Origin of the sequence: Leptospira sanjuanensis, assembly GCF_022267375.1 — a bacterium.
Lineage (GTDB): Bacteria > Spirochaetota > Leptospiria > Leptospirales > Leptospiraceae > Leptospira > Leptospira sanjuanensis.
Map to the genome: position 1 here is coordinate 12,152 of NZ_JAIZBH010000002.1, position 24,864 is coordinate 37,015.

Annotated in this window: 17 protein-coding genes; 14 read left to right on the top strand and 3 right to left on the bottom strand. The window is 44.2% G+C overall.

Annotated features, from left to right (window positions below; translation table 11 throughout):
• The first annotated feature begins 4 nt into the window (after nucleotides 1-4).
• From LFX17_RS18065 to LFX17_RS18100, 8 genes are all read left to right on the top strand, one after another.
• A complete protein-coding gene (locus LFX17_RS18065) occupies nucleotides 5-268 on the top strand; it encodes a metal-sensitive transcriptional regulator (RefSeq protein ID WP_238732009.1) in 264 nt (87 codons plus the stop codon).
• 135 nt (nucleotides 269-403) lie between these two features.
• Complete coding sequence (locus LFX17_RS18070; RefSeq protein ID WP_238732010.1) at nucleotides 404-628, top strand: YgaP family membrane protein; 225 nt, start codon at nucleotides 404-406, stop codon at nucleotides 626-628.
• Nucleotides 625-2,061, top strand: coding sequence for a TolC family protein (locus tag LFX17_RS18075; protein ID WP_238747896.1), 1,437 nt, complete (start codon nucleotides 625-627; stop codon nucleotides 2,059-2,061). Before LFX17_RS18070 ends, LFX17_RS18075 begins: the two co-directional genes overlap by 4 nt.
• The gene (locus LFX17_RS18080; protein WP_238747898.1) at nucleotides 2,045-5,248 is read left to right on the top strand and encodes an efflux RND transporter permease subunit; all 3,204 of its coding nucleotides are present in this window, start codon (nucleotides 2,045-2,047) and stop codon (nucleotides 5,246-5,248) included. The genes LFX17_RS18075 and LFX17_RS18080 overlap by 17 nt, the downstream gene beginning before the upstream one ends.
• Before the next feature lie 405 nt (nucleotides 5,249-5,653).
• Nucleotides 5,654-7,141 (top strand): SpoIIE family protein phosphatase, encoded by a 1,488-nt coding sequence (locus LFX17_RS18085; RefSeq protein ID WP_238747900.1) that lies wholly within the window; start codon nucleotides 5,654-5,656, stop codon nucleotides 7,139-7,141.
• Nucleotides 7,138-8,595 carry a tetratricopeptide repeat protein gene (locus tag LFX17_RS18090; protein ID WP_238747903.1) on the top strand — a complete coding sequence of 486 codons (1,458 nt, stop codon included), beginning with the start codon at nucleotides 7,138-7,140 and terminating at the stop codon, nucleotides 8,593-8,595. The genes LFX17_RS18085 and LFX17_RS18090 overlap by 4 nt, the downstream gene beginning before the upstream one ends.
• Nucleotides 8,592-9,605, top strand: a complete 1,014-nt coding sequence (locus LFX17_RS18095) for an LB_137 family protein (RefSeq protein WP_238747905.1) — start codon at nucleotides 8,592-8,594, stop codon at nucleotides 9,603-9,605. The genes LFX17_RS18090 and LFX17_RS18095 overlap by 4 nt, the downstream gene beginning before the upstream one ends.
• A gap of 10 nt (nucleotides 9,606-9,615) precedes the next feature.
• Nucleotides 9,616-10,014 carry an STAS domain-containing protein gene (locus tag LFX17_RS18100; protein ID WP_238732018.1) on the top strand — a complete coding sequence of 133 codons (399 nt, stop codon included), beginning with the start codon at nucleotides 9,616-9,618 and terminating at the stop codon, nucleotides 10,012-10,014.
• Nucleotides 10,015-10,167: 153 nt separating this feature from the next.
• On the opposite strand, the gene LFX17_RS18105 is transcribed toward LFX17_RS18100, so the two are convergent.
• From LFX17_RS18105 to LFX17_RS18115, 3 genes are all read right to left on the bottom strand, one after another.
• A complete protein-coding gene (locus LFX17_RS18105; protein WP_238732087.1) occupies nucleotides 10,168-10,560 on the bottom strand; it encodes a hypothetical protein in 393 nt (130 codons plus the stop codon).
• 78 nt (nucleotides 10,561-10,638) lie between these two features.
• The gene (locus LFX17_RS18110) at nucleotides 10,639-11,628 is read right to left on the bottom strand and encodes a DUF1554 domain-containing protein (protein ID WP_238747907.1); all 990 of its coding nucleotides are present in this window, start codon (nucleotides 11,626-11,628) and stop codon (nucleotides 10,639-10,641) included.
• A 369-nt stretch (nucleotides 11,629-11,997) separates the two neighbouring features.
• Entirely contained in the window at nucleotides 11,998-13,596 is a 1,599-nt protein-coding gene (locus tag LFX17_RS18115; RefSeq protein WP_238747909.1) for an EAL domain-containing protein, read from the bottom strand.
• A gap of 1,374 nt (nucleotides 13,597-14,970) precedes the next feature.
• Here LFX17_RS18115 and LFX17_RS18120 point away from each other — a divergent pair.
• From LFX17_RS18120 to LFX17_RS18145, 6 genes are all read left to right on the top strand, one after another.
• Nucleotides 14,971-16,080, top strand: coding sequence for an AraC family transcriptional regulator (locus tag LFX17_RS18120; RefSeq protein ID WP_238732021.1), 1,110 nt, complete (start codon nucleotides 14,971-14,973; stop codon nucleotides 16,078-16,080).
• A 261-nt stretch (nucleotides 16,081-16,341) separates the two neighbouring features.
• Nucleotides 16,342-17,487 (top strand): helix-turn-helix domain-containing protein, encoded by a 1,146-nt coding sequence (locus LFX17_RS18125; protein ID WP_238732022.1) that lies wholly within the window; start codon nucleotides 16,342-16,344, stop codon nucleotides 17,485-17,487.
• A gap of 762 nt (nucleotides 17,488-18,249) precedes the next feature.
• Entirely contained in the window at nucleotides 18,250-20,943 is a 2,694-nt protein-coding gene (locus LFX17_RS18130) for a putative Ig domain-containing protein (protein WP_238747911.1), read from the top strand.
• Nucleotides 20,944-21,087: 144 nt separating this feature from the next.
• Nucleotides 21,088-21,567 (top strand): Lcl C-terminal domain-containing protein, encoded by a 480-nt coding sequence (locus tag LFX17_RS18135; protein WP_238732088.1) that lies wholly within the window; start codon nucleotides 21,088-21,090, stop codon nucleotides 21,565-21,567.
• A gap of 804 nt (nucleotides 21,568-22,371) precedes the next feature.
• Nucleotides 22,372-23,403 (top strand): helix-turn-helix domain-containing protein, encoded by a 1,032-nt coding sequence (locus tag LFX17_RS18140; RefSeq protein WP_406600715.1) that lies wholly within the window; start codon nucleotides 22,372-22,374, stop codon nucleotides 23,401-23,403.
• A gap of 109 nt (nucleotides 23,404-23,512) precedes the next feature.
• The gene (locus tag LFX17_RS18145; RefSeq protein WP_238732025.1) at nucleotides 23,513-24,250 is read left to right on the top strand and encodes a TetR/AcrR family transcriptional regulator; all 738 of its coding nucleotides are present in this window, start codon (nucleotides 23,513-23,515) and stop codon (nucleotides 24,248-24,250) included.
• Nucleotides 24,251-24,864 lie beyond the last annotated feature (614 nt).

Consider the following 24,864-nt stretch of genomic DNA (forward strand, 5'->3'; position numbering starts at 1 on the left):
AACTATGAAATCCGAAACCGGCACAAAATTGCTCATAAATCGAATCCACCGCATCCAAGGCCAATTGGAAGCAGTGGAAAAAGGTCTTCAAAACGACACGATGGATTGCGAAAAAACGCTTCTTCTTTTAAAAGCGGCGAGCCAAGCGATCAAAAAGTTCGGAGAAGCGTATGTTCAAGAGTATATGGATCGTTGTTTAATCGAGAGCAAAAAGAAGCCCGATATGGAAAACATTCGAACCGCGATCAAAGCCGCCTTCTTCCTTTGAGAAATTTCTCTCCCACTTAAGGAATAAAAAATCGATAAATACCGACGTGCCCGTAAAAAACTCTTGTCCGTTTTATATACTATACGGGGTATTGTATAATTATACTCTATGGGGTATATAAAAAAGGAGAATCAGATGAACAGTTGGTATTTGGAAAGGTATTTATTTTTGATCGCAGGCACGGTTTCCCTTGCGGGATTGACTTTGGGATTCTTCGTGAATCAATGGGGATTCGCCTTCAATCTTTTGGTAGGGTTGAACCTGATCCTGTTTTCGTTCACGGGATTTTGTCCGATGTCTTATTTTTTGAAAAAGATCGGCATTCCGTCCCTTGCGGAAATCAAAGGCGGAAACAGATGAGATCCGCGGCCGTCTTTACGATCGTGTTTTTGTCGTTTGCGTTTTTCGAAAACGTTTCCGCGACGGAAGAGAAACGAATCGAGTTCTCGGAAATATGGGATCAAATCCGGTCCCAATCCGCCGTTTTAAAATCCAAAACGGCGGAAGTCCGAGTCGCCGAAATCGGAAAAGACCGCGCCGCAAAACACTGGCTTCCGAAAGTATATGCCGACGTTCGTTCTTACAGAACGAACGATCCTGCTTTGAACTTCCTCGGGAAACTCGGACAAAGATCCGCAAACCAATCCGATTTTTCCACTGCGAGCGTTCGAGCCCAACCTTCGAACTTTCTCGACGCGAACAATCAACCGTATACCGTCTTAAATTCGGATTCGGTCAACCTCTTTGCAAAAGACACGCTCAATCGTCCGGGCGATCACACGTATTCCCGCGGCACGATCGGCGTGGAACTTCCCCTCTTTGAAGGAGGAGGAAAAACGGCGGCTCATTCCGCTCTTGAAAAAAGGTTTTCCGCGGTAAAATCGGAGCAACAATACATTCGTATTTTAGAATATTCAAATGCGGCTGCGGCTTTCCAGTCGATTTCGCTCTCGGAGGAGAATCTCGCGAAAACGGAATCTTTACTCCGGGAGATCCGCGATTTTTTAGGTAGATATAGAATCGGAAATCGCGATAACCCCGTGGGGTATTCCGGTTTTCTCGCGTTACGCAGTCTTCAAAATCTTTTGGAGGTTTCCAAAAAGGAACAGGAGACCGCGCGCAGAACCGCCGAAGAAACGATTCGCATGATGGCTCCGGAGATTTCGGAGGAACAACTTCGTCCGAAGCGAATCTCACTCCTGAAATTTGCGGACCAATATCTTCCTCTTCCCGCTTTGCGTGAATCCGGACATACGCCTCTTTCCGAAGCGTTTCGCTTTCATTCAGAGGAAGCGAAAGCAGGGATCGAAGCGGAACGCGCCCGTTTTCTTCCGAAGATCGCGGCTTATGCGGAAACCTACGCCTATGACGGCAGTCGAAATCAGGCGAACGCTTACAACGCCGGTGTTTATCTTCAGATGAATCTTCTGAGTCCTTCCGATCTTGGCGCTTTGGACGAAGCGAAGGCGAAAGAAGAAGCAGTCCGTAAAAAAGCGGAAGAGATCCGTCTCAAAGAGGAAGGGAATTTTCGGCTTCTTCTTTCCAGAGAAAAAAGTATATTCGATAATTTGAATTCGATTTACGACTCCGTCCGTTTTCAGGAGGAGCAGCTCAAAATTTCTCAGAGATTGTTTCAGAACGGCTCGATTTTCGCGCCTCAAATGGCGGAATCATTTTCAAGAATGGCCGAACTGTTACGAATCAAATCCGCAACGGAAACCGAATATCTCCGTATCCGCGGAGAACTTTCCCTTTACAACGCAAAAGGAGCATCCAATGAAAACGAATTCTAATCCGTCTAAATCCGGCGTCGGCTTTGCGGGAAAAATCGCCGGGGCATTCGTCCATTCCAAGTTGACTCCCGTATTGATTCTTTTCAGTTTACTACTCGGTTTGATCGCCGTGTTTCTGACTCCGAAAGAGGAAGAGCCTCAGATTTCCGTTCCGATGATAGACATTCAACTCGCGGCTCCGGGTTTTAGCGCCCACGAAGTGGAACGAAAAATCACGGAGCCGGTGGAACGGTCCGTTTGGGGTTTGGAAGGAGTGGAGTACGTGTATTCTTCCAGTACGGATCACGGCGCGTTGGTTACGGTTCGTTTCGAAGTCGGTCAACCTTTGGAACCTTCTTTGGTGAAAATCCATCACAAACTTCTCGAGATTAGAAACGATCTTCCGCCTAACGTAAGTTATTCCTCAGTCCGTTCCTTGACCATAGACGACGTTCCCTTTCTTGCGCTGACGTTCAGTTCGGATCAGAGAGACGATTTTTCCCTCCGAACGTTAGTCGCTCCTTTAGCACGAGAATTGTCCGGAACACCCGACCTTTCGAAGGTGGAACTTCTCGGAGGAAGAAAACGATCCGTACGCGTCATCGCGGACCCGGTTCGATTGAATCGTTATGGAATCGGGCTTTCCGATCTGGCAAACGCTCTCCGTGCAAACGACGCGTTTCTTCCCGCGGGTCAAACCTGGGGGAAAAATCAAAATTACGACGTGGAAGTGGGGACAACGATTTCGCGTTCGAACGACGTGCGTTCTCTTCCGATCGCACAAAGAGGCGGACGGGTGATTCGAGTTTTCGAAGTGGCCGACGTCATCGACGGCCCTCAGGAAAAAACGAAAGAATCGATTCTTTATGAACGGGAGAATTCTTCCGTTGCAAAAACCGCCGTTACGATCAGTTTCGCAAAACGGAAAGGTACGAACGTCGTGCCTCTTTCGAAAGAACTTTTGGACAAGGCGGAATCGTTTTCAAAACGTCTTCCTCCCGACGTTCGGATGTCCGTACTGCGGGATTACGGCTCCACCGCCTCCGCGAAATCCAACGAGTTGATCGAACACTTGTTGATCGCCACGATCTCGGTCGCGATTCTCATCGCGTTATGGATGGGTTTGCGCGCATCGCTCGTCGTTTCGGTTGCGATTCCGGTGACTCTCGCGCTGACTCTGGCTTTGTATTACTTTTTGGGATATACGTTGAATCGGGTCACGTTATTCGCGCTTATCTTCTCGATCGGGATCTTAGTCGACGACGCCATCGTAGTCGTGGAAAACATTGAACGCCATCTCAAAGAAAATCCGGAGTTGGGAATTTTACGGGCAGCGTTGAACGCGGTCTCCGAAGTGGGAAATCCCACGATCCTCGCCACGTTCACCGTGATCGCGGCGATTCTTCCGATGGCGTTCGTAAGAGGACTGATGGGTCCGTATATGAAACCGATTCCCGTGGGTGCGAGTCTTGCGATGATTCTATCCCTGCTCGTCGCGTTTATCGTAACTCCTTGGATGAGCGTTCGAATTTTAAAACACGAAGCGGAACATTCTCCCGAAAAACGGGAACGCCAAAAGATTTCCAAACTGGATCGGCTCTACATTCGATTTACCGATTGGCTTTTGCGGAACAAAAAGAATTCCGCCAAGTTCCTCGTCGGAGTGGCGACGCTTCTTTTGATTTCGTTCGCATTCGTCGGATTGAAGATCGTAAAAGTCAAAATGCTGCCGTTCGACGACAAGGACGAGTTTCAGATTCTGATCGACTACGATCCGAAAACTACATTGGAAAAGAACCTGCAGATTTCCAAACGTCTCGCACAAGAAATATTAAAAAATGATAATGTAGAAAAAGTGCAGATTTTTGCGGGAGAAGCGGCGCCCTTTTCCTTTTCGGGTATGGTCAAACACAGCTTTTTACGAAACGACGATTGGAAAGCGGACCTGCATATCGTTCTTAAATCGAAAGACGAACGAAACTCGAAAAGTCACTCGATCATCGAGTCGATCCGTCCGATTCTCGCCGAGTTTGATAGGAATGAAAACGCCCTGACAAAGGTTTTGGAAATTCCTCCCGGTCCTCCCGTGCTTGCCACCTTTGTCGCGGAGATTTACGGTCCTTCGGAAACGGAACGCAAACAAGCGGCGGCCAAGGTGCGCTCGATTCTTTCCGAACAGGAAGGTGTCGTCGATTTGGATTCAAGCTTGAGAACGGGACGTCCTAAGATCATATATCCGTTCGATACGAACCTCGGCGGAATTTTGGGAGTTCGATCTGAAACGGCCGCGAGAGATTCTCGGATTTTGTTTTCGGAAACCGCCCTATTCTCTTTGAGCGAGGCCGTAAACCCCGAAGAAATCACGGTGGATCTTTCCGTTACAAACTCGGCCCGATCCTCCGCGCATCCGTTTCACGGCCTGGGAGTTTCCACGTTCGAAAGCGGAGTCGTATCGACCGAACGATTATTCAATTCTCCTTATATTCAAAATACGGTATATTTGAATCGGAAGAATTTGAGACCGGTGGAATACGTCACGAGCGAGTTTAGCGGAGCGGAAGAAGCGCCCGTCTACGGGATTCTTAAACTGTCTCCGAAAATTCCGTTCCCGACTTCCACGCTCGAAACGCCGAAACAAACCGATCAGGTCTCGATCAAATGGGACGGAGAATGGTTCATCACCTACGAGGTCTTTCGTGATTTAGGAGGAGCTTTTGCGATCGTGATGATTCTGATTTACGTTTTGATTTTGGCGTGGTTCGGAAGTTATTCCGTTCCTCTTGTGATCATGGCTCCGATCCCGATTTCGTTAATCGGAATTCTTCCGGGACATTGGTTTACGGGCGCGTATTTTACCGCGACGTCGATGATCGGTTTTATCGCGGGAGCGGGAATCATCGTACGGAATTCGATCATCCTCGTGGATTTTATCGAATCGGAACTCAAACTCGGGAAACCGTTGCGCCAAGCGGTGATCGACGCGGGAGTCGTTCGATTTAGACCGATGCTTTTGACCGCGGCCGCGGTCGTTGTGGGAAGTTCGATCATGCTCTTTGATCCGATCTTTCAAGGTTTGGCCGTGTCATTGATTTTCGGAGAAGTGGCTGCGACCTTACTCAGTCGATTTACCGTTCCGATTTTATACTTTTGGTTTTTGGGAGAACAAAGAAAGAACGCAATCCTGCATTCTTCTTCCATGACGGATTAAAAAATCTCGCTCCGAACGATTTGAAAGTCTGTACGTTTTTTCAGCACATCCAAGGATCATTCATTTCGGAATCGAATTCACTAATACGTTCGATGTATTGGTGAGCGATTCCCACTTTTTTTTCTAAGAATTTTTCGGTTCAATTTCGCGGAGATATGTCTTTCAACCTTCTTCAATAAATTATTGCAGCAACCTTTTGTAACGGTTGTGCCTCATTTTTTTTCAAAAACAAAATTAGATTCAAGTGCAGAAGAACGACGAAAGAAAACCTTTTGCTCTTACGTTTTGTTCCTTATTTTAAAATTTTTTTTAAAATCGAACGTAGGATCGCTCTGGAAACAAAAGACTTCACTTTATAGCCTGCAATGATTTTGAAGCTTTAAAGAACGATAATCTATCTTGGTCATGAAAAAATCCCTTCGCTTGCAGATTATCGTTATTTATACGATCTTAACGGTCGTCAATCTTACGTTTGTAGCGGTCATGATTTTTGAAAACCAAACCGATCTTTTGATCTCCAATTTCACGCTCGAATCCGATCGAGTCGCGCGCGAAATTCTAAAGAAGGTGGAATCCTTCGGCAATATCAACTTTGAAGACGCGACCCAAACCGACGAGTTTCAATCCAAATTGCTCAGCATCGGACTTACGAACTTTTCCGTAATCGCCGCGGAAGACGCTTCTTTAGAAAAAACGCATACTCTCCTTTCCAACGGAGTTACGGCGTCCGTAGCGGATCTCAAAACGAAACTCAAAAACATGACCAACGCCAAAGCGGCGTTGAATACTTCCTATGATATCGAACTCGATACCGATCATTTTATCGTAAATCTGATCTTTTATCTGAATCCGAAAACGTTTCTGATTTCTCAAATTAAGATGAGGGAGATGGTCGATCGTCTACGTTCTCTTTACATCCAGCTCGGTTTGTTGCTGGTTTGGGGATTTGCCTTTCATATCCTTTTCGGAATTTTTCTCTACCGCAAGATTTTCGTGCGCCTGTTTCTTTTAAAAGAAGTTAGCGAAACGATGGCAACGGGAAATCTCAACGCGAGAATTTCCTGGAACGTCTCCGCGCAAGACGAATTGGACGCGTTAGGAAACACGTTTAACGGAATGGCGGAACAGATTTCCTCTCAATTCGATTCTCTTCGATTGAAGAACACGCAGATTCAAACCGAATTGGAAATCGGAAAGAACGTTCAGGAATGTTTTCTTCCCGAAAAACGGAAGAATTTCAATCTGATCGACGCCGAAATCGTCTATCAACCCATGAGGGAAGTCAGCGGCGACATCTACGACATCATCGAAATCAACGATACAAGAACGGCCTTCTTTTTGGCGGACGCAACGGGACACGGAGTTTCGGCGGCGTTGATCACTTCGATCATCCACTACAACGTGGAAAACATCATGAAAGAAACCGTCAATCCCGCGTTTATCTTCAACCGTCTCAGCGACAATCTGTTCGAGACGTTGCAAGGAACGTTCTTTGCGACGGGAATCTTCATTCTTTTTGAAAAGGAAGGAGGTTACGCCTACTTCTGCAGCGCGGGCCACAACCCGATTTATTACTACCGCAAGGCGCAGAATAAGATCGTCGTTCTCAATTCCACCGGGTTCGTACTCGGAATCGGAATCCCAGACGACTACAACGTGTTGAAAATCAAAACGTCTCCTGGCGATAAGATTCTCGTTTATACGGACGGTGTTTTGGACGCGACCAACGAAACCAACGAACCCTTCGGAGACGATCGTTTGATCGAGGCGTTTCAAAAATACGCGACGCTTCCTACCGGAGAATTAACCGAAAAGCTTAGAGGAGAAATTCATTCCTACGCGAATGTTTTTCCGGACGACGTAACGTTCGGAATCTTAGAGATCACCGAATGAAAAAAAGTGTGTTCATCGCTATTTTAGGATTTCTATTGATCGTCTTTTTCGGTCTTGTCGTACTCGACACAAAACTCTACGAACTCAAAGTCACTCTCGAAAAGAGAAAACTCTTCAACTTCTCCTTTTCGAGCGAAATTCTCCGGTCCAAATTCGAAAGTATTCTTTCCAACCGGGACAATATTCAAGCGGAGATGAATCTCAACAATCTCCAGAGTTCCCTGATCGAAAGCAATCATCTCGAATCGTTCAGCGTCGGGGTTTTACAGAGTTTCGGTTCGGTTTTGATCAACGCGGTCCGTTTCGTAACTGGCAAACCTCCCATCGATTTCGAAATCAATTCCTCCAAAATCCGCGCCTTGGAACACGCATTCAGTCTGGAACGGAACCAAGGTTATAAGGAAGCCTACCAAGCCTACGGAGAAACGTTAGGCGACTTCGCAAAAGGAACGGACGAAAGCGGGTTCATTCTTCTTCATCAAGGATTTTGTCTCGCGGTTCAAGGAGAATTCGATCACGCTCTCAAGGATTTGGAAAGCGTTCTGGAAAACAATCCGGGAACCGTCTTCGCAAACGACGCGGAAATTCTCATCGCGATCCTGCAAAAATCGAAACAAAGCGCTCAAGAGATCGAGGAGAATTTCGACAGTCCCGAATCCAGAGCCAGAGCCTTTTTTGCAAAGGGAAACTACGCCAAGGTTTTGGAAGAATTCGCCAAAGCGAAGATGGATTCCGCCGAGATGCGCTACATCCGCGCCTATTCTCTGGAAAAGACCGGAAATCAGAGCGCCGCGATCACGGAATACGCAAAACTCGCCTTTTCCGATACGGATAAGGAAATCGCGATCAAAGCCAATCGAAGACTTCTGATGCTCGGATATTACTACAACGCCGGCAGCGAGATCGCGAGAATCTCCGATAAAAACGCGGAACGTCTCGGTGATAAGAGCGAAGCAGCGGAAATCAAAGCCTCTTCCGAAAAACTAAAACCCGCTCCCAGCTTGGAGGACAGTTTCAAAAGTTTTCGGGAATCCGCCAAGGTCGACGACAAGAAAAATCTTCTCAGTTCCGAACTGCAGGATATCGTCTCTAAGTCGGACGCGTTCTTAAAAAAAGCGGAAGAAGAAGCGAAAGCCGACGCACGGAACTTTATCGCGGTGCAAGTCGCGGATTCCGTTCCCGTATACGGCGATAAGATCGTAATCGACGGAGATCAGACAAAACTCTACTCCGCTCACTTCCCCGTTACGATACCGACCTACACGATCGATTCCATCGCGTTGATGAGAACTCCCGTGAAAGCGCAGCACAAACTTTTATTCGTTCGGAATTCGCAGAAAACCCCGTTTTTAAAAGCGATCTTCGAGGACGACCAATCGATCACCTTAATCGAAAAAAAATCCAAAAAGAAAATCAGCCTGAGCGAGCCGATACAAATCGAGTTATCCAAATGAGAAGAATCCCGATCTACGTTCTATTGTTTACTTTTATCACGGCGAGTCTTTCCGCGCATCGAGTGATTTTAAAATCCGGAGAAGTTCTTTCGGGAGAATTGAAAGAAACGGAAGGCGCTTCCGATCATATCATTCTCAATACCGAAGACGAAGACATTAAGATTTTCAAAAAGGACGTGGCCGAGATCTTTTTCGAAGAATCCGGAAATCATCTTTGTATGCGTTTGAAAAAACAGACCGAAACGAAATGCGGTTTAAAACTTCTCAAACTCAATTCCAGCACGGTGTATTATATCGACGAAAACAACCGTTATCTCCGTGCGTCTTTCAAAGACTTGGAATCGATCACGATCGAAGCCGCTTCCACGAAGGTTTTGGAACAATTCGCGAAAGCCGGATTTTCCGTTTTAATTACGTCCAAAGATAAAAAAGAAGTTCGAGCGCCGATCGCGGAAGTGAACGAAAATTCGGTTCTCATTCAAAAAGAATCCGAACCCGTGCCGACCGAAATAACACGCGACGAAATCTCCACCCTTCATTACAAAACCGCGGAGGAGGAAAAAGAGATTTCGGAAGAAAGCACGAGCAAGGAAATCCGACTGATCGATTATCTGATTCCGGGTTATTACATTCGCAAACAGGGTTATGTCAAAAGCGGAACGACTTTGATGGGTTTGACGGCTTTTTTGATGGCCGGATCCGTCTATGAATTTATGGCTGCAAAGAACTCGGAAGGGAAAACCCCCGTTTATATTCCGCAAAGCAACGGATCGATTCTGTGGGCGGAACAAGCCAACGGAGAATTTGAAAAACACAAACAGCTGAATCAGCTTTTTTTAATTTCTTTGGCTTGCACGTATTTATTCAATGCGGTACTACTTACGTTTCCGGTGACGTTCGCCTTCTTTTTTCACGACGGAGCCGCGGCCCCCGCAATCAATCCGAGTCCGGAACTCAATCCGATCGGGAAAGATCAAAAAATCGAAATGAAAATCAATATTAATTTTTAGGAAAACAAAAATGGAAGCAACCAATAATTCAAAAGATGAGTTATCCGTAGAGATCGTGTCCAATTCTCACGTAAATCACTTACTAAAACCGCATATTACGATCGTGAAAACGAACGGGGAAGTAAATATTTTCTCTTCTAAGAAACTCAAGGATCTATTCAATCTGAAAATCGACGAAGGAGCGAGGGTTCTACTTTTAGATCTTTCCGCGACGACGCATATCGATTCTTCCGGACTCGCGGTTCTGATCAGCACGCAAGCCAGATTGATGAAGCAGTTAAAAGGAGCATTGATCGTGTATTCGATCCCGAACGCGATCAGCAAAATTTTCGAACTAACAAGATTGGACAAATTGATTATATTGTCGATCGACTTGGACGAAGCAATGGACAAAGCGATGACGTTTTGATCGAAAAAAGAAGCGATTTTTCGGACTCGAATGTTTCGGGTTCCGAAAGGGCCGCCCTACTCGAAAAGAGAACTTTCTTCCGAGGACTGGGCGGATAGATTTTTTTCCGGAAGAATTCTTATCGAAAAAGATCCATTCTTCTAAAATTTCCCTTCAATAACTATCTTTAATCAGATAATCGAGGTGCAGACGAATATCGGACTCGTCGGTCGTATCGTCCAAAAGCGTATCGTTTGAAATCTTCTCATTCAAAACCTGAGCCAATTCCGAATCGTTCTTAGCGAGATAGACTCCGTTAAAAACGGAATAATTTTCGATCCACAATTCCAACTTTCTACACTCGGATAAGATTACGCAATTCTGGTTTACCCGAATCGAGTCCGAGATCATCTTTCGAAAATTGGTAAGATTGATGAACTCTTCGTTTTCGATCTTATTCAAATCCAAAATGTAGATCCCCGAAAATTCGTCCAAAATCGATAGGATGATATCGCGAACGTTCATAATGGAACGATTGTCGATCACTCCCGAAAGTTTAATCAACATAACTTTGGTAGTCGTTCCCTGTACATTGAATGTAACGAACTCATTACTAACCTGCATTTGCGCCCTCATAGTTTGATTTTATTGTCTGATACATAAGATAGAATGACGGACATCGCAGTTCGAATACGAGTCGTCGAAATTGGAACTCATGACCAATGCCGAAACGGTGTTCGCACTCGAAGTCCAGTTCGAACAATCGACCGATGTCTGAAACGAATTGTAATATCCCGACCAAACGACGGGGGGATTCGGCAGAATCGAATTGGGAATCCCGTTGGTCAAAGGAATCGGAAGAATTCCCGACGGATCCTCCGAGGCGGGCGCGGGAGAATACGCCGCTCCTAAGAAGAAATGAATTCTTCTTTCATCGTTGCTGTGAATGTAATATCGCAAACCTCTGCGCATCGGCCAAACGGAGATTCCGCTCTGTTCGATGTTCAGGGCCGGTTTCCGAGTAACCGTAGTCGCTAAAAATGCGGAATATTCTCTTTTATCTCCGGGCAGAAAGTCGCTTTTTTCCGTCTGACAGATCGCATCCGCACCGGCAAGACCGCCTAAATCGCCGGTAAACCCGGTGCCGTTTGCCGTTGCAAAGAACATACATTTATCCGCTTCTTGGATCCGTATATTTACTTTTCCGATCCCAACGTTGTTTTCCGTTTTTAAACCAAGAACATAGTTCTCTTCTTCGCAATTTGCATCCGTAGCGACGGCAAGACGAATGAGAATTTTCGGGGAGCCGGACGTGCGTTGTATTTCCGCTTCCTCGGAGAAAGTCAAGGAGTCGTCGTCGGGTGCATTCAATTCTTTGAATATTTTGACTTTTTGAATATCCGAAGATGTCGTTATGCCCAGCTCTATGGTTCTGGAGCTCCCCTCTTCCAAAATCAGATTCTCAGTTCCGTTCCTCAAAGAATGAGCGCTGTATACGAATGCGTTTAACAGAAATCCGACCGGACTATGCGAAACATCGAGTTCGATCGGCTCCGCTTGTGCGCAGTGTAGAAGAAAAGCTCCCCCAAAGATCCAGAGTATATTTGTAAAATGAGTCGCTTGAAATTGCAACAAAGGATGTTTGAAAGAGCCTTTCCATCGAAAATCAAGACGAAGAACATTTGGCATACCTATAGTTTATAGAATCCACTGTCTTTGTTCGCCGCATTCTATAAAAGGAACACTTTTTTATTATTGGCCCCTTGAAAGTTACAAAGCTATTCTATTCTTTAGGATTTTATGTTTTTCTAACTTATCAATTCGAATTCATATTTCTATTTTGAATACTTTACTTTGATAATTCTGAAAAATGAATTTTAATTTAAAACGGATCAAACAAGTTTTACGATTCTTCGGTTGAAAGATAACCTAAATGCCGAGTCAGAAATCGACTGGAAAAATATTCGAATGGAAAGAGCGTTTAACGCAGAACGCTTGATGGGATTATCGAGGAATTTGAAAGGAAGAAAGATCTTGAATCAAGGTCGGCTTTCCATAGTGATACCCTTGGAGATAATTCGCACCGTAATCGATCGCGATATTTTCCAAGATCGCGTTTTCGATTCCTTCAAAAACGGTTTTCTTACCGAGCGAAGAAAGAACTTGAGAAATGGCTTTCAAAACGCTTCGTTTGCTGTGATTGACGTCGACTCCGATCACAAGGCTTTTATCCAATTTCACATAATCGCATTCGATTTTTTCGATTCTGGAAAAATTCGAATTCCCGATTCCGAAGTCGTCGATCGCAATCTGAAACCCGAAACGTTTTAAAATCGCCATCTGTTCGATGATCAGAGCGGTTTCTTCGTAACGGCTTTCCGTCATTTCCAAAACGATCGAATTCGGATTCAAATTCAGCTTTGAAAAATAAGAAATCAAATTGTCCGCAAATTCGGGATTCTTCAATTGAAATGGAGAAACGTTGATCGAAATCAATGCGTTCGAAACCGAAGAATCGCTTTTTCGAATTTGAGAAAGATCCCAGAGAGCGCTTTGAATCACCCAAGCTCCGATGGAACTGATCAAACCGGATTCTTCCGCTAAAGGAATAAACACGTCCGGACTGATCATCCCTTTTGCGGAATGATTCCAGCGCGAAAGCGCTTCCAAAGAATGAAGTTCTTTCGTTTCCGAACGAACGATCGGTTGATAATACAAGAGGAGTTCCTTTTTGTGAACCGAATTGCGAAGGGATAAATACGTGGAAATCAGATTGGAAGAATCGTTTTGGCTCTGTGTCGCATAACGGCTGAACGGATAATCGATCACTTTTTTCAGATTGGCCCGCAGCCCTTTGAGAATTCGTAGCGGACTCGTATCGGTCTCCGCCGTATGGTAACCGCCGATCGAAAGTTTCAGATGAAATTCGTGATTTTCAATTTGAATCGTGTTCTTCATATACGAAATCAAACTGGAAGGAATCCAATTGATATCGACGTCCGGTTTGTTGATCTGATACGCGAAGAAAATCTGATTCGTGGAAATCCGAAGCCCCACGTTTTGACTGTTCGTAATCGTTAAGAATTCCGTATGCAGATCCAAAAAAACCGCTTCGTATACCTGAGTTTCGTATTTGTGAAGAAAGGGGTGATTGTAAATTTCAATGTTTACCAGATAAAAATACGTTTTTTCAAGCTTGAGAGTTCTCACCAAATCGTGTTTGAGAGAACGAAATCTTTGCACTCGATTCTTTTCGAGATTCGATAGAATTCGAGTCGTGGATTCGATATGCGCGAGAACGTAACCGCCTTTCGGATTGATTTCAAAATTAACCCGATAAATGCGATCGTTGTTCGACCGCACCATCAACTGGACATTTCTGCCGTTCTTGAATCTGCGGAGAGTGGAAACGGCGGAATGAAGATTTCCGTAATCGATAAATCTTTCTACGATTTTTTTGAGTTTTGCTTCGGAATCCAAGAGCGGATTGTAATTCGGTTCGGAATACAATTGCTTCCCTTCCAGGTTATAGAGAGAATAACTATATACATCCATTACATGTGGCTTATTCTCAATGTAGAAAGCGCTGCTTTCAGAAATCATACATCGATTTTATACTATAAATTCATTCTTTCTTTTCATCTTATAACATAAATTTCAAAAGAAATTTAAGGAAAATTTTCAACTTATAGTAATCTATCCACTTCGATAAGAAGACCACAGCGATCAACGCAAATGAACAAACCGATCGAAGAACGTTTCGTTTTGTTTTGTTTTCAAGAAATTGGTAAATTATCACTTTCTAAAGTAGGCAACGGATCCCCGCATGGCTCAACTAAGCTCACATCCTTCTTTTAGAAAAACCTTTTTTCTTCCCGGCGGTTTGTCGGCAGTTCAATTTATGAAAAGGAACGATTCTTTCAAAAAGAAAAAACGTGCAATGGGAACCTGCATTTCGGCAGGGCTCCCGAGTCGAATCTCCCCCAAACAAGGGATTTTTTTACAATTTTCTTTGAATAAAAAAGTGTCACTCACCGTCCTTCTCTTTTCTCGAGATGAATTTTCTGCGCGAGTCGCCTGATATCTTCGAAAACCTTCACGAATTTATGAATTTACATTCCTGTTGAACGGAAGCGTAGGCAAAAGGGGCATTTCCTTTTAATTTTTTTTCTACTTTTACGGAGCGCATCAAAGCGATCATTCGTTTCTATGACGGAAAACGAAGTCGAATTGGGTAAAACGAGTTATACGTTTCTCAATTCAGCATGTTTTTCTTTTTTCAAATCATCGCATTCGCACAAATTCATTTGAATTTCATGAAATCAATTCTTTCCATAATATAAATTGAAATGTGCATTTCCTTTAATTCGACATGAATCTGTTGATTTGATTGCAGGCCCAACAGAAAGACTCAGAAATTAATTTCTTTCATTTCATTTCATTTAACGATAGAACGTTAGATACAATCCTTATTCTCTTGCGACACTTCCGACCCAAGGATTCTTGAACTTCGTTTAACATTTTAAAGATTTCTAAATTAACGACTATACTCCGAAAATAAGAATTGGTTGATCTGTTTGTATTTTTTGAACATCAATTTAAAAAGAATTTATTTTTTTTTACAATACATTGATCGCAGGTTATAAACCGAATAACCATAATCCAATTTAAGGATGGGTTCTGGAATATTTTACATACAAAAGAAACTATTTATCACTTGAATTGATCTTAATCTATAGAGTTGTTAATCGAAATAAAAGTAATCACGAATATTCAAAATTTCTTTTACAATTTAAATGTCAATTTCACCTTCGTATATAGAATGATTTCTTTTAATTGAATTTGAATGGACCAAATTGAATTCAAATTAAAAATGAATCTCGTGATTGGAATATGGTGAGTTCACTGACTTTAATTAGAGATGAGCTTTGGTTTTCTTAACAAATAAATGGAGAAGATACAAAGCGAATAACGGATATGGCGAATATTTTAGATTCAATGTTAAATGAAGAAATCTTATTGAGCTTGATAAGATTTGGAGCGGGCTTTGCCTTAGTCCTGGGAATTGGAAGTTGGATTCGTGCGAACAGACAGATCGATTATCTGGTATCGACCGTCTTGGTATTGACGGCGATTTTTCAGTTCGTCGACGAATCGAGCCTGAATTGGGTCACTCTTCCCTGGCTTCGTAAATTTCTCTTTTTGATCGATATCATCGCTTTAGCCGCAAGCGGCACGATCGTATTTCTGATCTCAACGATGATCTTTAAGAAGTTTTCGACCCTTCCTCTCATCTATTATTGGAATCTGTTGGGGCCTTTTATTCTCGCGCTGCCGATCGCGACGTTTTACGAGCAACAAGGCACTCAAGAGCTGGAATTCTTCTTATTTGCGGCCGATTTGTATGTTTTCGTCTATTTCGTAATTGCGGTAGCCAATGTATTTATCGACAAAAAATACGAATCTTCTTCGTTCAGTTTTCGGACAATTCTTACGCTGGTGATCTTGATTTCGCTGTGTATTCCCTTGGAAATCCTCGGAATCGTGTTTGAAAACAAGATTCTCGTGCTTCTTTCCAGCGTCCACACCACGTTTGCGGTCGTTTTTTACTACTTTCTGACTCTCATCCATCCGAATCTTTTGGATTTTTTAACGATCGAACCCGGCAAAAACCTAGTCAAACGTTCCCTTTTACACGACGTAGACATCAACGCGTTGGAAGAAAAACTCGCGCATATCATCAAAGAGGAAAGAATTTATTTGGATGAAGACATCCGCCTCCCCGACGTTTCGGAAGAACTCGGAATTTCCGTTCATCAGCTTTCCTTTTTTCTGAATAATCATCTTGGAATCAATTTCAACAACTATATCAATCGTTTCCGGGTGGAAGAAGCCAAGTCGATGTTGTTGAACGACCCGGCTCGTTCGGTTGTTTCGGTCGGAATCGCCGTCGGTTTCAATTCCAATTCTTCTTTTTATAAGGCTTTTTTAAAGGAGACGGGAATGTCACCGAAACAGTTTCGGGAAACTCAGCCCAAAGTGCTTCACTTTCAGTCTTCATCGGCGGACATTCAATTTAGAAATTAAGAATCCGGGAAAAGAATTGTATACGGAGCTTCCGGCAAACAAGGGTCATACGATTGTGACCCCGGTTCGCCGAGTTTTTTTCTACGAGTTGTTATACGATCCTACTTCAGATTAAATTAAATTCTAAAATGGCATATATGATATTTATAATTTTCCTTTTTTAGAATTATATTTACCGATGACCGGACGGGATCCGGCGGGTTATACTCGATGGAACGCAATACAAAGATAGAACGATTCTATTGCAAGGGATGATTTCGAATGTTTAATTTCAATAACTTCTCCGAGATTGTATCTTCTCTATTTTTTTCCGAGATTCATCTGTTCTACGCGCACGCGGCCGGCGTCGGAACGGGAATCGTGATGGCGATCGTAAAACTGTATTCGGGCAAAAGGGACGAATTCAGTAAGGCCTATGGAACGATTCTTCTCAGCGTCAGCATCTTTTTGATGGTGAACAACAAGGTCATCTTCCCGCAGGAATCGGACCCGCGATTGGAAAAAGATCCTCTCTTTCTAGGAATTTATTTCGGTCTTGTTCTGTATGCGTCTTCCGCGGTTTTGATTTGTATCCGTTTCGTCCTCGATCGCCTACACAACCCTTGGTTTTACTGCAAGCGACTGATCGTAATCATCCCGATTGCGATGGGAAGCGCCTTCGCGGTTCCAGGAACGATTTTCATTTGTATTTGCGATTCGATCGCGGTTTCTCTGATGTCTTACACGACCGTTTGGTCCATCATAGAAATTCGATCTTCCGCAAAGCCCCGTGTTTTCTTTAACTTTCCTTTTATTACCTCTGCGATTACGCTTTCGCTGATTTTGGACTTGCTCGGAACCGTTCTGCATTCCACGAGAATTCTGATGTTTTCCGAGCTGATTCCGGGAATTATGATCGCGTATATCACTTTGATCGAACGGTTTTATCCGATTCTTTTCAGCCGCGCGTATGGAGAATCGAACAAGGAGTTTGTGGACAGTCATTCGTTGGTTGATTCTCCCGTGGAAGATCTGATGGAATCGGAGATGCTTTCGGAAGGTTCTAGAAACATTTTAGAAGGAGTGGAACTGGAGAAGATCGAAGAAAGAATCAATTCCTTTCTTCAAGTGAGAGGTTACGCGGACGAAGAGTTGCGTTTGCCGGACTTTGCTTCCTATCTCGGACTTTCCACGCACCAAGCTTCGTATTATCTCAACAAACACATGTCCATGAAGTTTGCGGACTTCTTGAACATGAATCGGATCGAAGACGTTAAACGGAATCTAAGAAACAAGTCTCATATGAATTTATTGCAGATCGCTTTAGAATGCGGGTTCAACTCCGCTTCTTCCTTTCATCGAGCTTGTGTTAAATTTACGGGGAAGTCTCCGAGAGAATTTCGAAAACTAATCAATTCTCAGAATTGAAAATTCGTTTCAAAAAACGCAAACGCGGGCAATCCATTGTTTGCGTCGTGTGATCCTTTCGCTCAAAACGAATCCGATCCATACTACACGTTAGTTGTCTTTTCTCTCAATTAAACAAAGCGCTTTGACGATTTAGTCCTTTTGGTTTAAGCGAATACACCTCTTTGCCATTCCATCGACATGAACGAACGAAAGAATTCTTCCTTTTTTTCAAAGAAGCATCCTGGATTTTTGGTCCGAAAAAACGATCCAAATTCATGGCTTTAGAAAAACTTATCAGGTTATAACGCGGGCGGAAATCTCGCTCTTTTTAGAATAAATTTACGTGTATATAGAAAGGATGTTGGATGTCTTGATTCTCTTCTCCGTTTTCAGGAAAAGGAAGCAGTTTCGATTTTGAATCCAAGTTGGATCTCGGGGATTTCCCGATTCTTTCTTCGGAGAATGAATCGATTTTCTTTAGAGAAATCGCACGGAAACCATTCCGTTCGTAAATCATCCAACAAGCGGTTCCAATTCTTTTGAGTCATTTTTTTATTTTTGGATGGATCATTGCAGGAAGTAGGTAAAAAATTTATGAAAGAAAAACATCGATTCAATTCGTTCCAGAGTCGGATTCTTACATTCTTTTTTTGGAAAAGAAATCGCTTCCCCTTGAGAAGCCGCACACCGCTCGTCCTTTCTCCGTTGTTATTCATTTTCCTTTCAATCCATTGTTTAGGAAGTTCGAATTCTTTTAGTTTCAAAGGTTTTTTCGGTCCGATGAATCTTTTTCAATCACCGACAGATCCACTTTCTCTCAATTATTCTTCAAGTCCTTATGTTCTTACGAAAGACGCGCCGATCGCTACGATCCAACCCAGCACCGCGGGGTTGATCGAACAATGTTCCGCAAGCCCCGCGCTCCCGGCGGGACTCGCGATTGACGGCAAAACCTGTGCGATTTCAGGAACTCCGACGGTCAACCAAGCGGCGACGAATTACACGATCACCGCCAGCAATTCTTCGCAAAGCAAAACCAGTTCTATTCTTATAAGCGTGAATATGAATCCTCCCGCGGCGTTGAATTTTGCTACGGGCGCTATGGTTTTTACCGTCGGCACTTCCACGTTTGCGCCGATCGTTCCGACCTATACCGGCACAATTACCGCTTGTACTTCGGACATTCCCCTTCCGACGGGATTGAGTCTGAACGCCTCGAATTGCGGAATTTCCGGAAATCCGACCACGCCCCAAGCTGCGACCAATTATACGATTACGGGAAGCAACGCGTTCGGGAACACCAGTACGACGATTTCCATTACGGTAAACCTCGCGCCTCCTTCCGCTTTGAATTACGCGGGAAGTCCGTATGTCTTTACGGAAAACGCGACAATCGCAACGATCATTCCTACGGTTACGGGAACGGTGACCAACTGCGTCTCCGATATTGCATTTCCTGCAGGTTTATTTTTAGACAATACGAATTGCCGAATCACCGGAACTCCCACCGTTGCGCAAGCGGCGACAAACTATGTAATCACCGCGAGCAATCCGTTCGGAAGCACGACCTTCCCGATTACGATTACTATAAATTTAGCCCCGCCCTCGGCTTTGAATTTTGCAGGAAGCTCTTATACGTTTACGGAGAATTCTACAATTGCAACGGTAACGCCTACGTTCACGGGAACTGCGACGAACTGCGTTTCCGATATTCCGTTGCCGAACGGTTTAGGAATCAATGCGGCTACTTGTGCGATTTCGGGAACTCCGACAACAGCACAACCTGCGACGACGTATACGATCACCGCGAGCAATCCATTCGGAAGTACGAATACAACGATTTCCATCACGGTAAACTTAGCTCCTCCTTCCGGATTAACGTATGCGGGCGATCCGTTCGTTTTTACGCAAGGTGCAACGATTACTACGGCGACTCCAACCGTCACGGGAACCGTCACGAATTGTACTTCGGATATTCCCTTACCGGCCGGTTTGAATCTCAATACGACGACTTGTGCGATTTCGGGAACTCCGACGACCACTCAAGGAGCGACCACATATGCAATCACTGCGAGCAATGCATTCGGAAGCACCACCCGAAACATTTCCATTAAAGTGAACTTGGCCCCTCCTACAGCGCTGAGTTACGCAGGAACACCTTTCACTTTTACACAAGGGGTTACGATCACAACCGCAACTCCTTCCGTTACGGGAACGGTCACCGGATGCAGTTCGGATATCACACTGCCTACAGGACTAGGGCTCAATCCAACCACCTGTGCATTATCGGGAACGCCGACCGTAGCACAACCAGCTACGACGTACACGATTACTGCAAGCAACGCATTCGGAAGCACTAACACTACAATTTCGATCACGGTCAATTTGGCTCCTCCGACGGGACTCGCTTACTCCGGTAGTCCGTTCACATTTACGCAAGGAACGGCGATTCCTACACAAACACCTTCGTTAACCGGAACGATTACAAGTTGTACGTCGGACATCACATTGCCCGCTGGACTTGGACTCAACGCAACCACATGCGCATTGTCCGGAACGCCGACCGTAGCACAACCAGCTACGACGTACACGATTACCGCAAGCAACGCATTCGGAAGCACCAATACGACTTTTTCCATCCAAGTCAACATTCCTCCGCCTTCTTCGTTGAACTACGCGGGTAGCCCGTATGTTCTTTTTAGAGGAATGGCCGCAACGGCGACTCCGACGTTTACCGGAACCGTAACCAGTTGTACTTCCGATATCGCTTTGCCGGCCGGTCTTTCGATCAACGCAACTACCTGTGCGATTTCGGGAACACCGACTTCATTTCAGTTGGCGACTGCTTACACAATCACTGCGAGCAATTCTTCGGGAAGCACGACCGCAAATATCAATATCATGATCTTCGGAACGGCGCCTCTCAAAACGATGCAGATCAATTGTTGGGATTCTTCGGGGACTTTGGACGCAACCTGCTCTTTGGCAAGCTCAGCGGGACAGGATGGGAAACTCCAGAAAGGAGTCAATCCTGCGTTCTCCCTGCTAACCGTAAACGGAAACGAATATATAACACTCGATGCAAACACCGGTCTCTATTGGAAAACCTGTCATCAGGGTAGAACCAATTCGGATTGTTCCGGCGGGTCCAACACTCTCTACGACTTAACGGGCGCGACCAACGCTTGCCTCGCTTTAAACGCACTTAATTCAGGCGCGGGATATGCGAATCGAAATAACTGGCGACTTCCAACAATTTCGGAAATCGAAACGTTAGTCGACTTCAATGCGGCGGCATCTCCTCGAACCTTTACGACCGCATTTCCGAATGCGACGGGAAGCTATTACTACTGGAGCTCGACTCTATATCTCCCGGATACGACGAAGTCATTGGTTCTGTATTTTTCCGACGGGGGAACGACTTGGACCACAAGCTCTTCGGCTGGATCTCTGGCCCGGTGCGTTTCTCCGTAAAAAGGTAAAAACAGTATGAAATTCAAATATGTGAATCTTCCATCGTTGCCCAAAAGAATCCGAAATCCGATTTCGAGAACCGAAACCTCAAAGAACGCAAAGGAGACCGCAATGAGCTTACGACAAATTCGAAATAAAATGAAAATGTGGAATGCAGTTTTTATTTGGGGAATCATCTCCTTCCTGTATGCCATGACACTTTCCTTGTCGGCTGCTCCCTTTGTGGATAACAACGACGGAACGATCACGGACATCGGGAAGGGTCTCATTTGGCAGAAATGTACAAACAACTTATCCGGAACCTCCTGCGGAACGGGAGGGACGAATCAATTAAACTGGGCTAACGCGCTCACATACTGCAACGGCCTCTCATTAGCAGGGAAGACCTGGCGGCTTCCATCGGTGACCGAATTGAGAAGTATCTTGGATCATTCTGTCGGAGTTTCTCCGTTGATCAATGGAACGTATTTCCCCGCAACGCCAACGCAGTATTTTTGGACTTCGACCACATATAAGCTGAGTACCACAAACGCTTGGGCGATCAACTTTCAATCCGGATTCACCTCCGGTAGCGCTTCCAAAGCAACCACCTACTATGTTCGCTGTGTGACCTCCGCACCATAACCGGATGCAAGGATTTAATTTTATAAGGAAAATTCGGGGCGTTCCCGCTCCGCGGTCGGGCTCCAACTCAATGTTGCTCCTTACGGTCGCAACATAATGCTCCAGTCAATCAATCGCGGATCGGGAAGTCGTTTCAAAAGAAGGCGATAAAACGATTGATTGACTCCGCTTCGATCCCTAACGCAGGAATCTCATTCGAACGAATGATAATTCCATACTTTTAGAAAAGATAAACAAAGTAAAAACGATCCCGTTTATCCCGTTCGCGACAGAATCTTCATTTCGCATTAAAAAATCGGATCATTCCTCTTAAAATCAATGCCGAAATGGCATGAGGTAAACTATTTGTCAATTTTCTAGTTTACTTATACTCCCCTTTCAGAGACATGGCTCATAGAAGCGTTCGATAAGAATCAAACCAAATCACTTCGGTTTAGAATGATTCAAATTATACAACGATACTCAGAATCAAAATGAAATCATTTCGTATTAGCAAAACAGCGTCTTTGCAAATCATCGAGTTGTTCAATCGATACTTTGCAATTACGAATCGATTCTTACATTATAGATTCAACGTACAGTATCAAGTTCGAAACCAAGGGATCCAAAAACACGATCTTCCATTAAGCGAAAAAATAAGCCGAATCGAAACAACCCGGAAGTTTTTAAAGAGCCTCCTATTTGAAAATATAAAATTCGAATCCGCAAATAGAGAGCTCGTAGCTTATGAATACTCACATCCAGAATTTCTTAATTACCGTCTATAATTCGAAACTAAGATCAAGCTTCGAGTATAGGTCGGTTTTGAAATCCGATCTGCAATCGTGCATCGAGAGGAATATTTTCTCCGCGTTTATTTTGTTTTTCGGAGCTTACCTTGCGCTCTGGAACGGAATCGTTTCCGAGGCGCTCGATACCGGAGCATTCCCTAAACTCAAATGGATCGCATTGATTTATGGAACCGGAATCTATTCTTTTCTATTGCTCCGAATGACGATCCAAAACGTTCTTCAAAATCCGGTTCCGTGTAAGACCGTTCTCCGAAACGCCGGCGGTGCGGGCGCTCTTTCTTTCATCTTTTTGATTTATTTCGAAGAACCCGCTCCTCTTTTAATCGCCGGAGAACTCGCGTGCTTCAGTATTTGTCTGATTACGGTCGTTGAAAACGGTTTGTTTTTCCGCAAAGCCGAGCCGAATCGGAAAAATCCGTATCTGTTCGCGATCCCGGTCGGATTCGGCGCGGGGATTCTGGGAAATGTAATCGGGATAACGTTTTATAACTCGAACTGGAACAGTATTTCAAACTATACTCAAATACTTCTCGTTTCAATTCTATACTTCATCAACAGGGAAGCCGCAAACCGGAATCTGAAAAAATCCGAATTCAAAGAGTTTACGGAAAACGAAGAGATCGAGGAAATCAACGAACAGCCGTCGACCTTAAACGATTCCGAACGAACAAACGATCGGATCGAGGAAAAAAATCTTCTCAAAGAGGACGATCTTAAACGCGCGGAAGAAAGATTGAGCGCCTTTATAGCGGCGAAATTATACGCGGATGACAGCATCCGTTTGATCGATCTTTCCGCGTATCTGGGAATCAGCCTTCACCAAGCATCTTTTTATTTGAACAATTATAAGAACACCGGCTTTTCCGATTTTATCAATCGCAATCGCATGAACGATGCAGTACGCCTTCTCTCGGAAAAACAAAACATGAATCTCTTGGACATCGCGTTCGAATGCGGATTTAACTCCTACACTTCCTTTCATCGGGCGTGTAAAAAGTGGGCCGGCGATTCTCCAAAGGGACTCAGAAAGAAAGCTCTCCTTTAAGAAATCAGGGAACATCCGTTTCGGTTTTTCCCGAATTCCCGAAAAACCGAAACGTTGACAAAAGATTCCGCGTCCAATCAATAGAACACACACGATTACGATTCCCGATATGATTGAAAGAATTTTAGAGAGAACGACACGGCTTTTTTTATCCGCCGGATTTGCCAAAACGAACACGGATGAAATCGCCAAACATATAGGAATCAGTAAACGTACCCTTTATCGATATTACGACGCGAAAGAAAAATTGATCAGCGCGGTTTTCGATTTCATTAAGGAAAAAATCAAAAGCCAGCACGAAGCGATCATCGCCGATAAATCCAAAAGTCCGAGTCAAAGACTGCGCGAAATCCTGTTTATCGTTTCTGAACTAGGTTCGAAGATGGGGAAACCCTTTGCAAGGGACATTCAGAATCTCCGCCCCGATCTTTACTCCATGATGCAGGAATACCGTCGGGAACGAATGAGACGACTCGCTGATTTAATCCAAGAAGGTCAGGAAATCGGCGAATTTAGAAAGGATATCAATCGCGAACTTACGATCGATATCTTGGTCGCAGCATTGGACGGAGTTATCAATCCCACGTATCTAACCCAAACCGACCACTCGATTGCAAGCGCCTTCGAAAGCATTTTTAACATGTTTTTGCAAGGAATCGAATGCAGGAGCGAAAACATTCCCATAATTGATCGCAAACAAACGCTCCCGCTTGATTCACATTCCGGCATTTTCTTGTTCCAAGTCATGCACTTTGACGACTATGAAGAAAAAGACCCCCACTCGATCGAACCTCTTCTTCCTAAAGAAAACAAAAAAAAATCTACCTGGCTAATGAATGCAAATTAGCCAAATAGATTCAGTGCTGTGTTTATGGAGATATAGGAGCGAGTCGATTGAATCGTTTTCTTTCAATGGAACGTTATTCTTCCTTTATTCTAATATAAGTTTGATTTCAAATCTCCCCTAGTTATAAATTGAATTTAAGAATTAAAGAATGACAACTCGGCAACGATCATTAGCATCACATTCGATTTCCGCAATAGGATTTGATTTTTTCCGATCCCGTCTCCAAGCCGAACAGAAACGATTTACCCCATCCGGCGTTGTCCGAAGTTATACAAAAAATTGCGCAAGGAAATATAGATTTTCTTTAATCAAAATAAAAAGGAAGGAAGAAGTCCGTACTGCGGAGAATCGGAGAAGATTGAAAACGAAAACTCTCTAAAATTATCTATCTGGCTCGTTGTTGCGAACGGAACCAGATAGACGAGTGTAATAGAGTGAGTTCCCTTCTACACTCAATAGTATAACAGATCTAAAATTGGGTTCCCTTCAAAATATAAAATGAATATAAGAAATTATTTTCGCTCTGATTTTTTATAAGAACCTGTCCCACAGAAAACTCAGCGACACCGCTCTCTACGGATCGCAGCGGGAAACTCAGCGACGCTGCTCTCTAC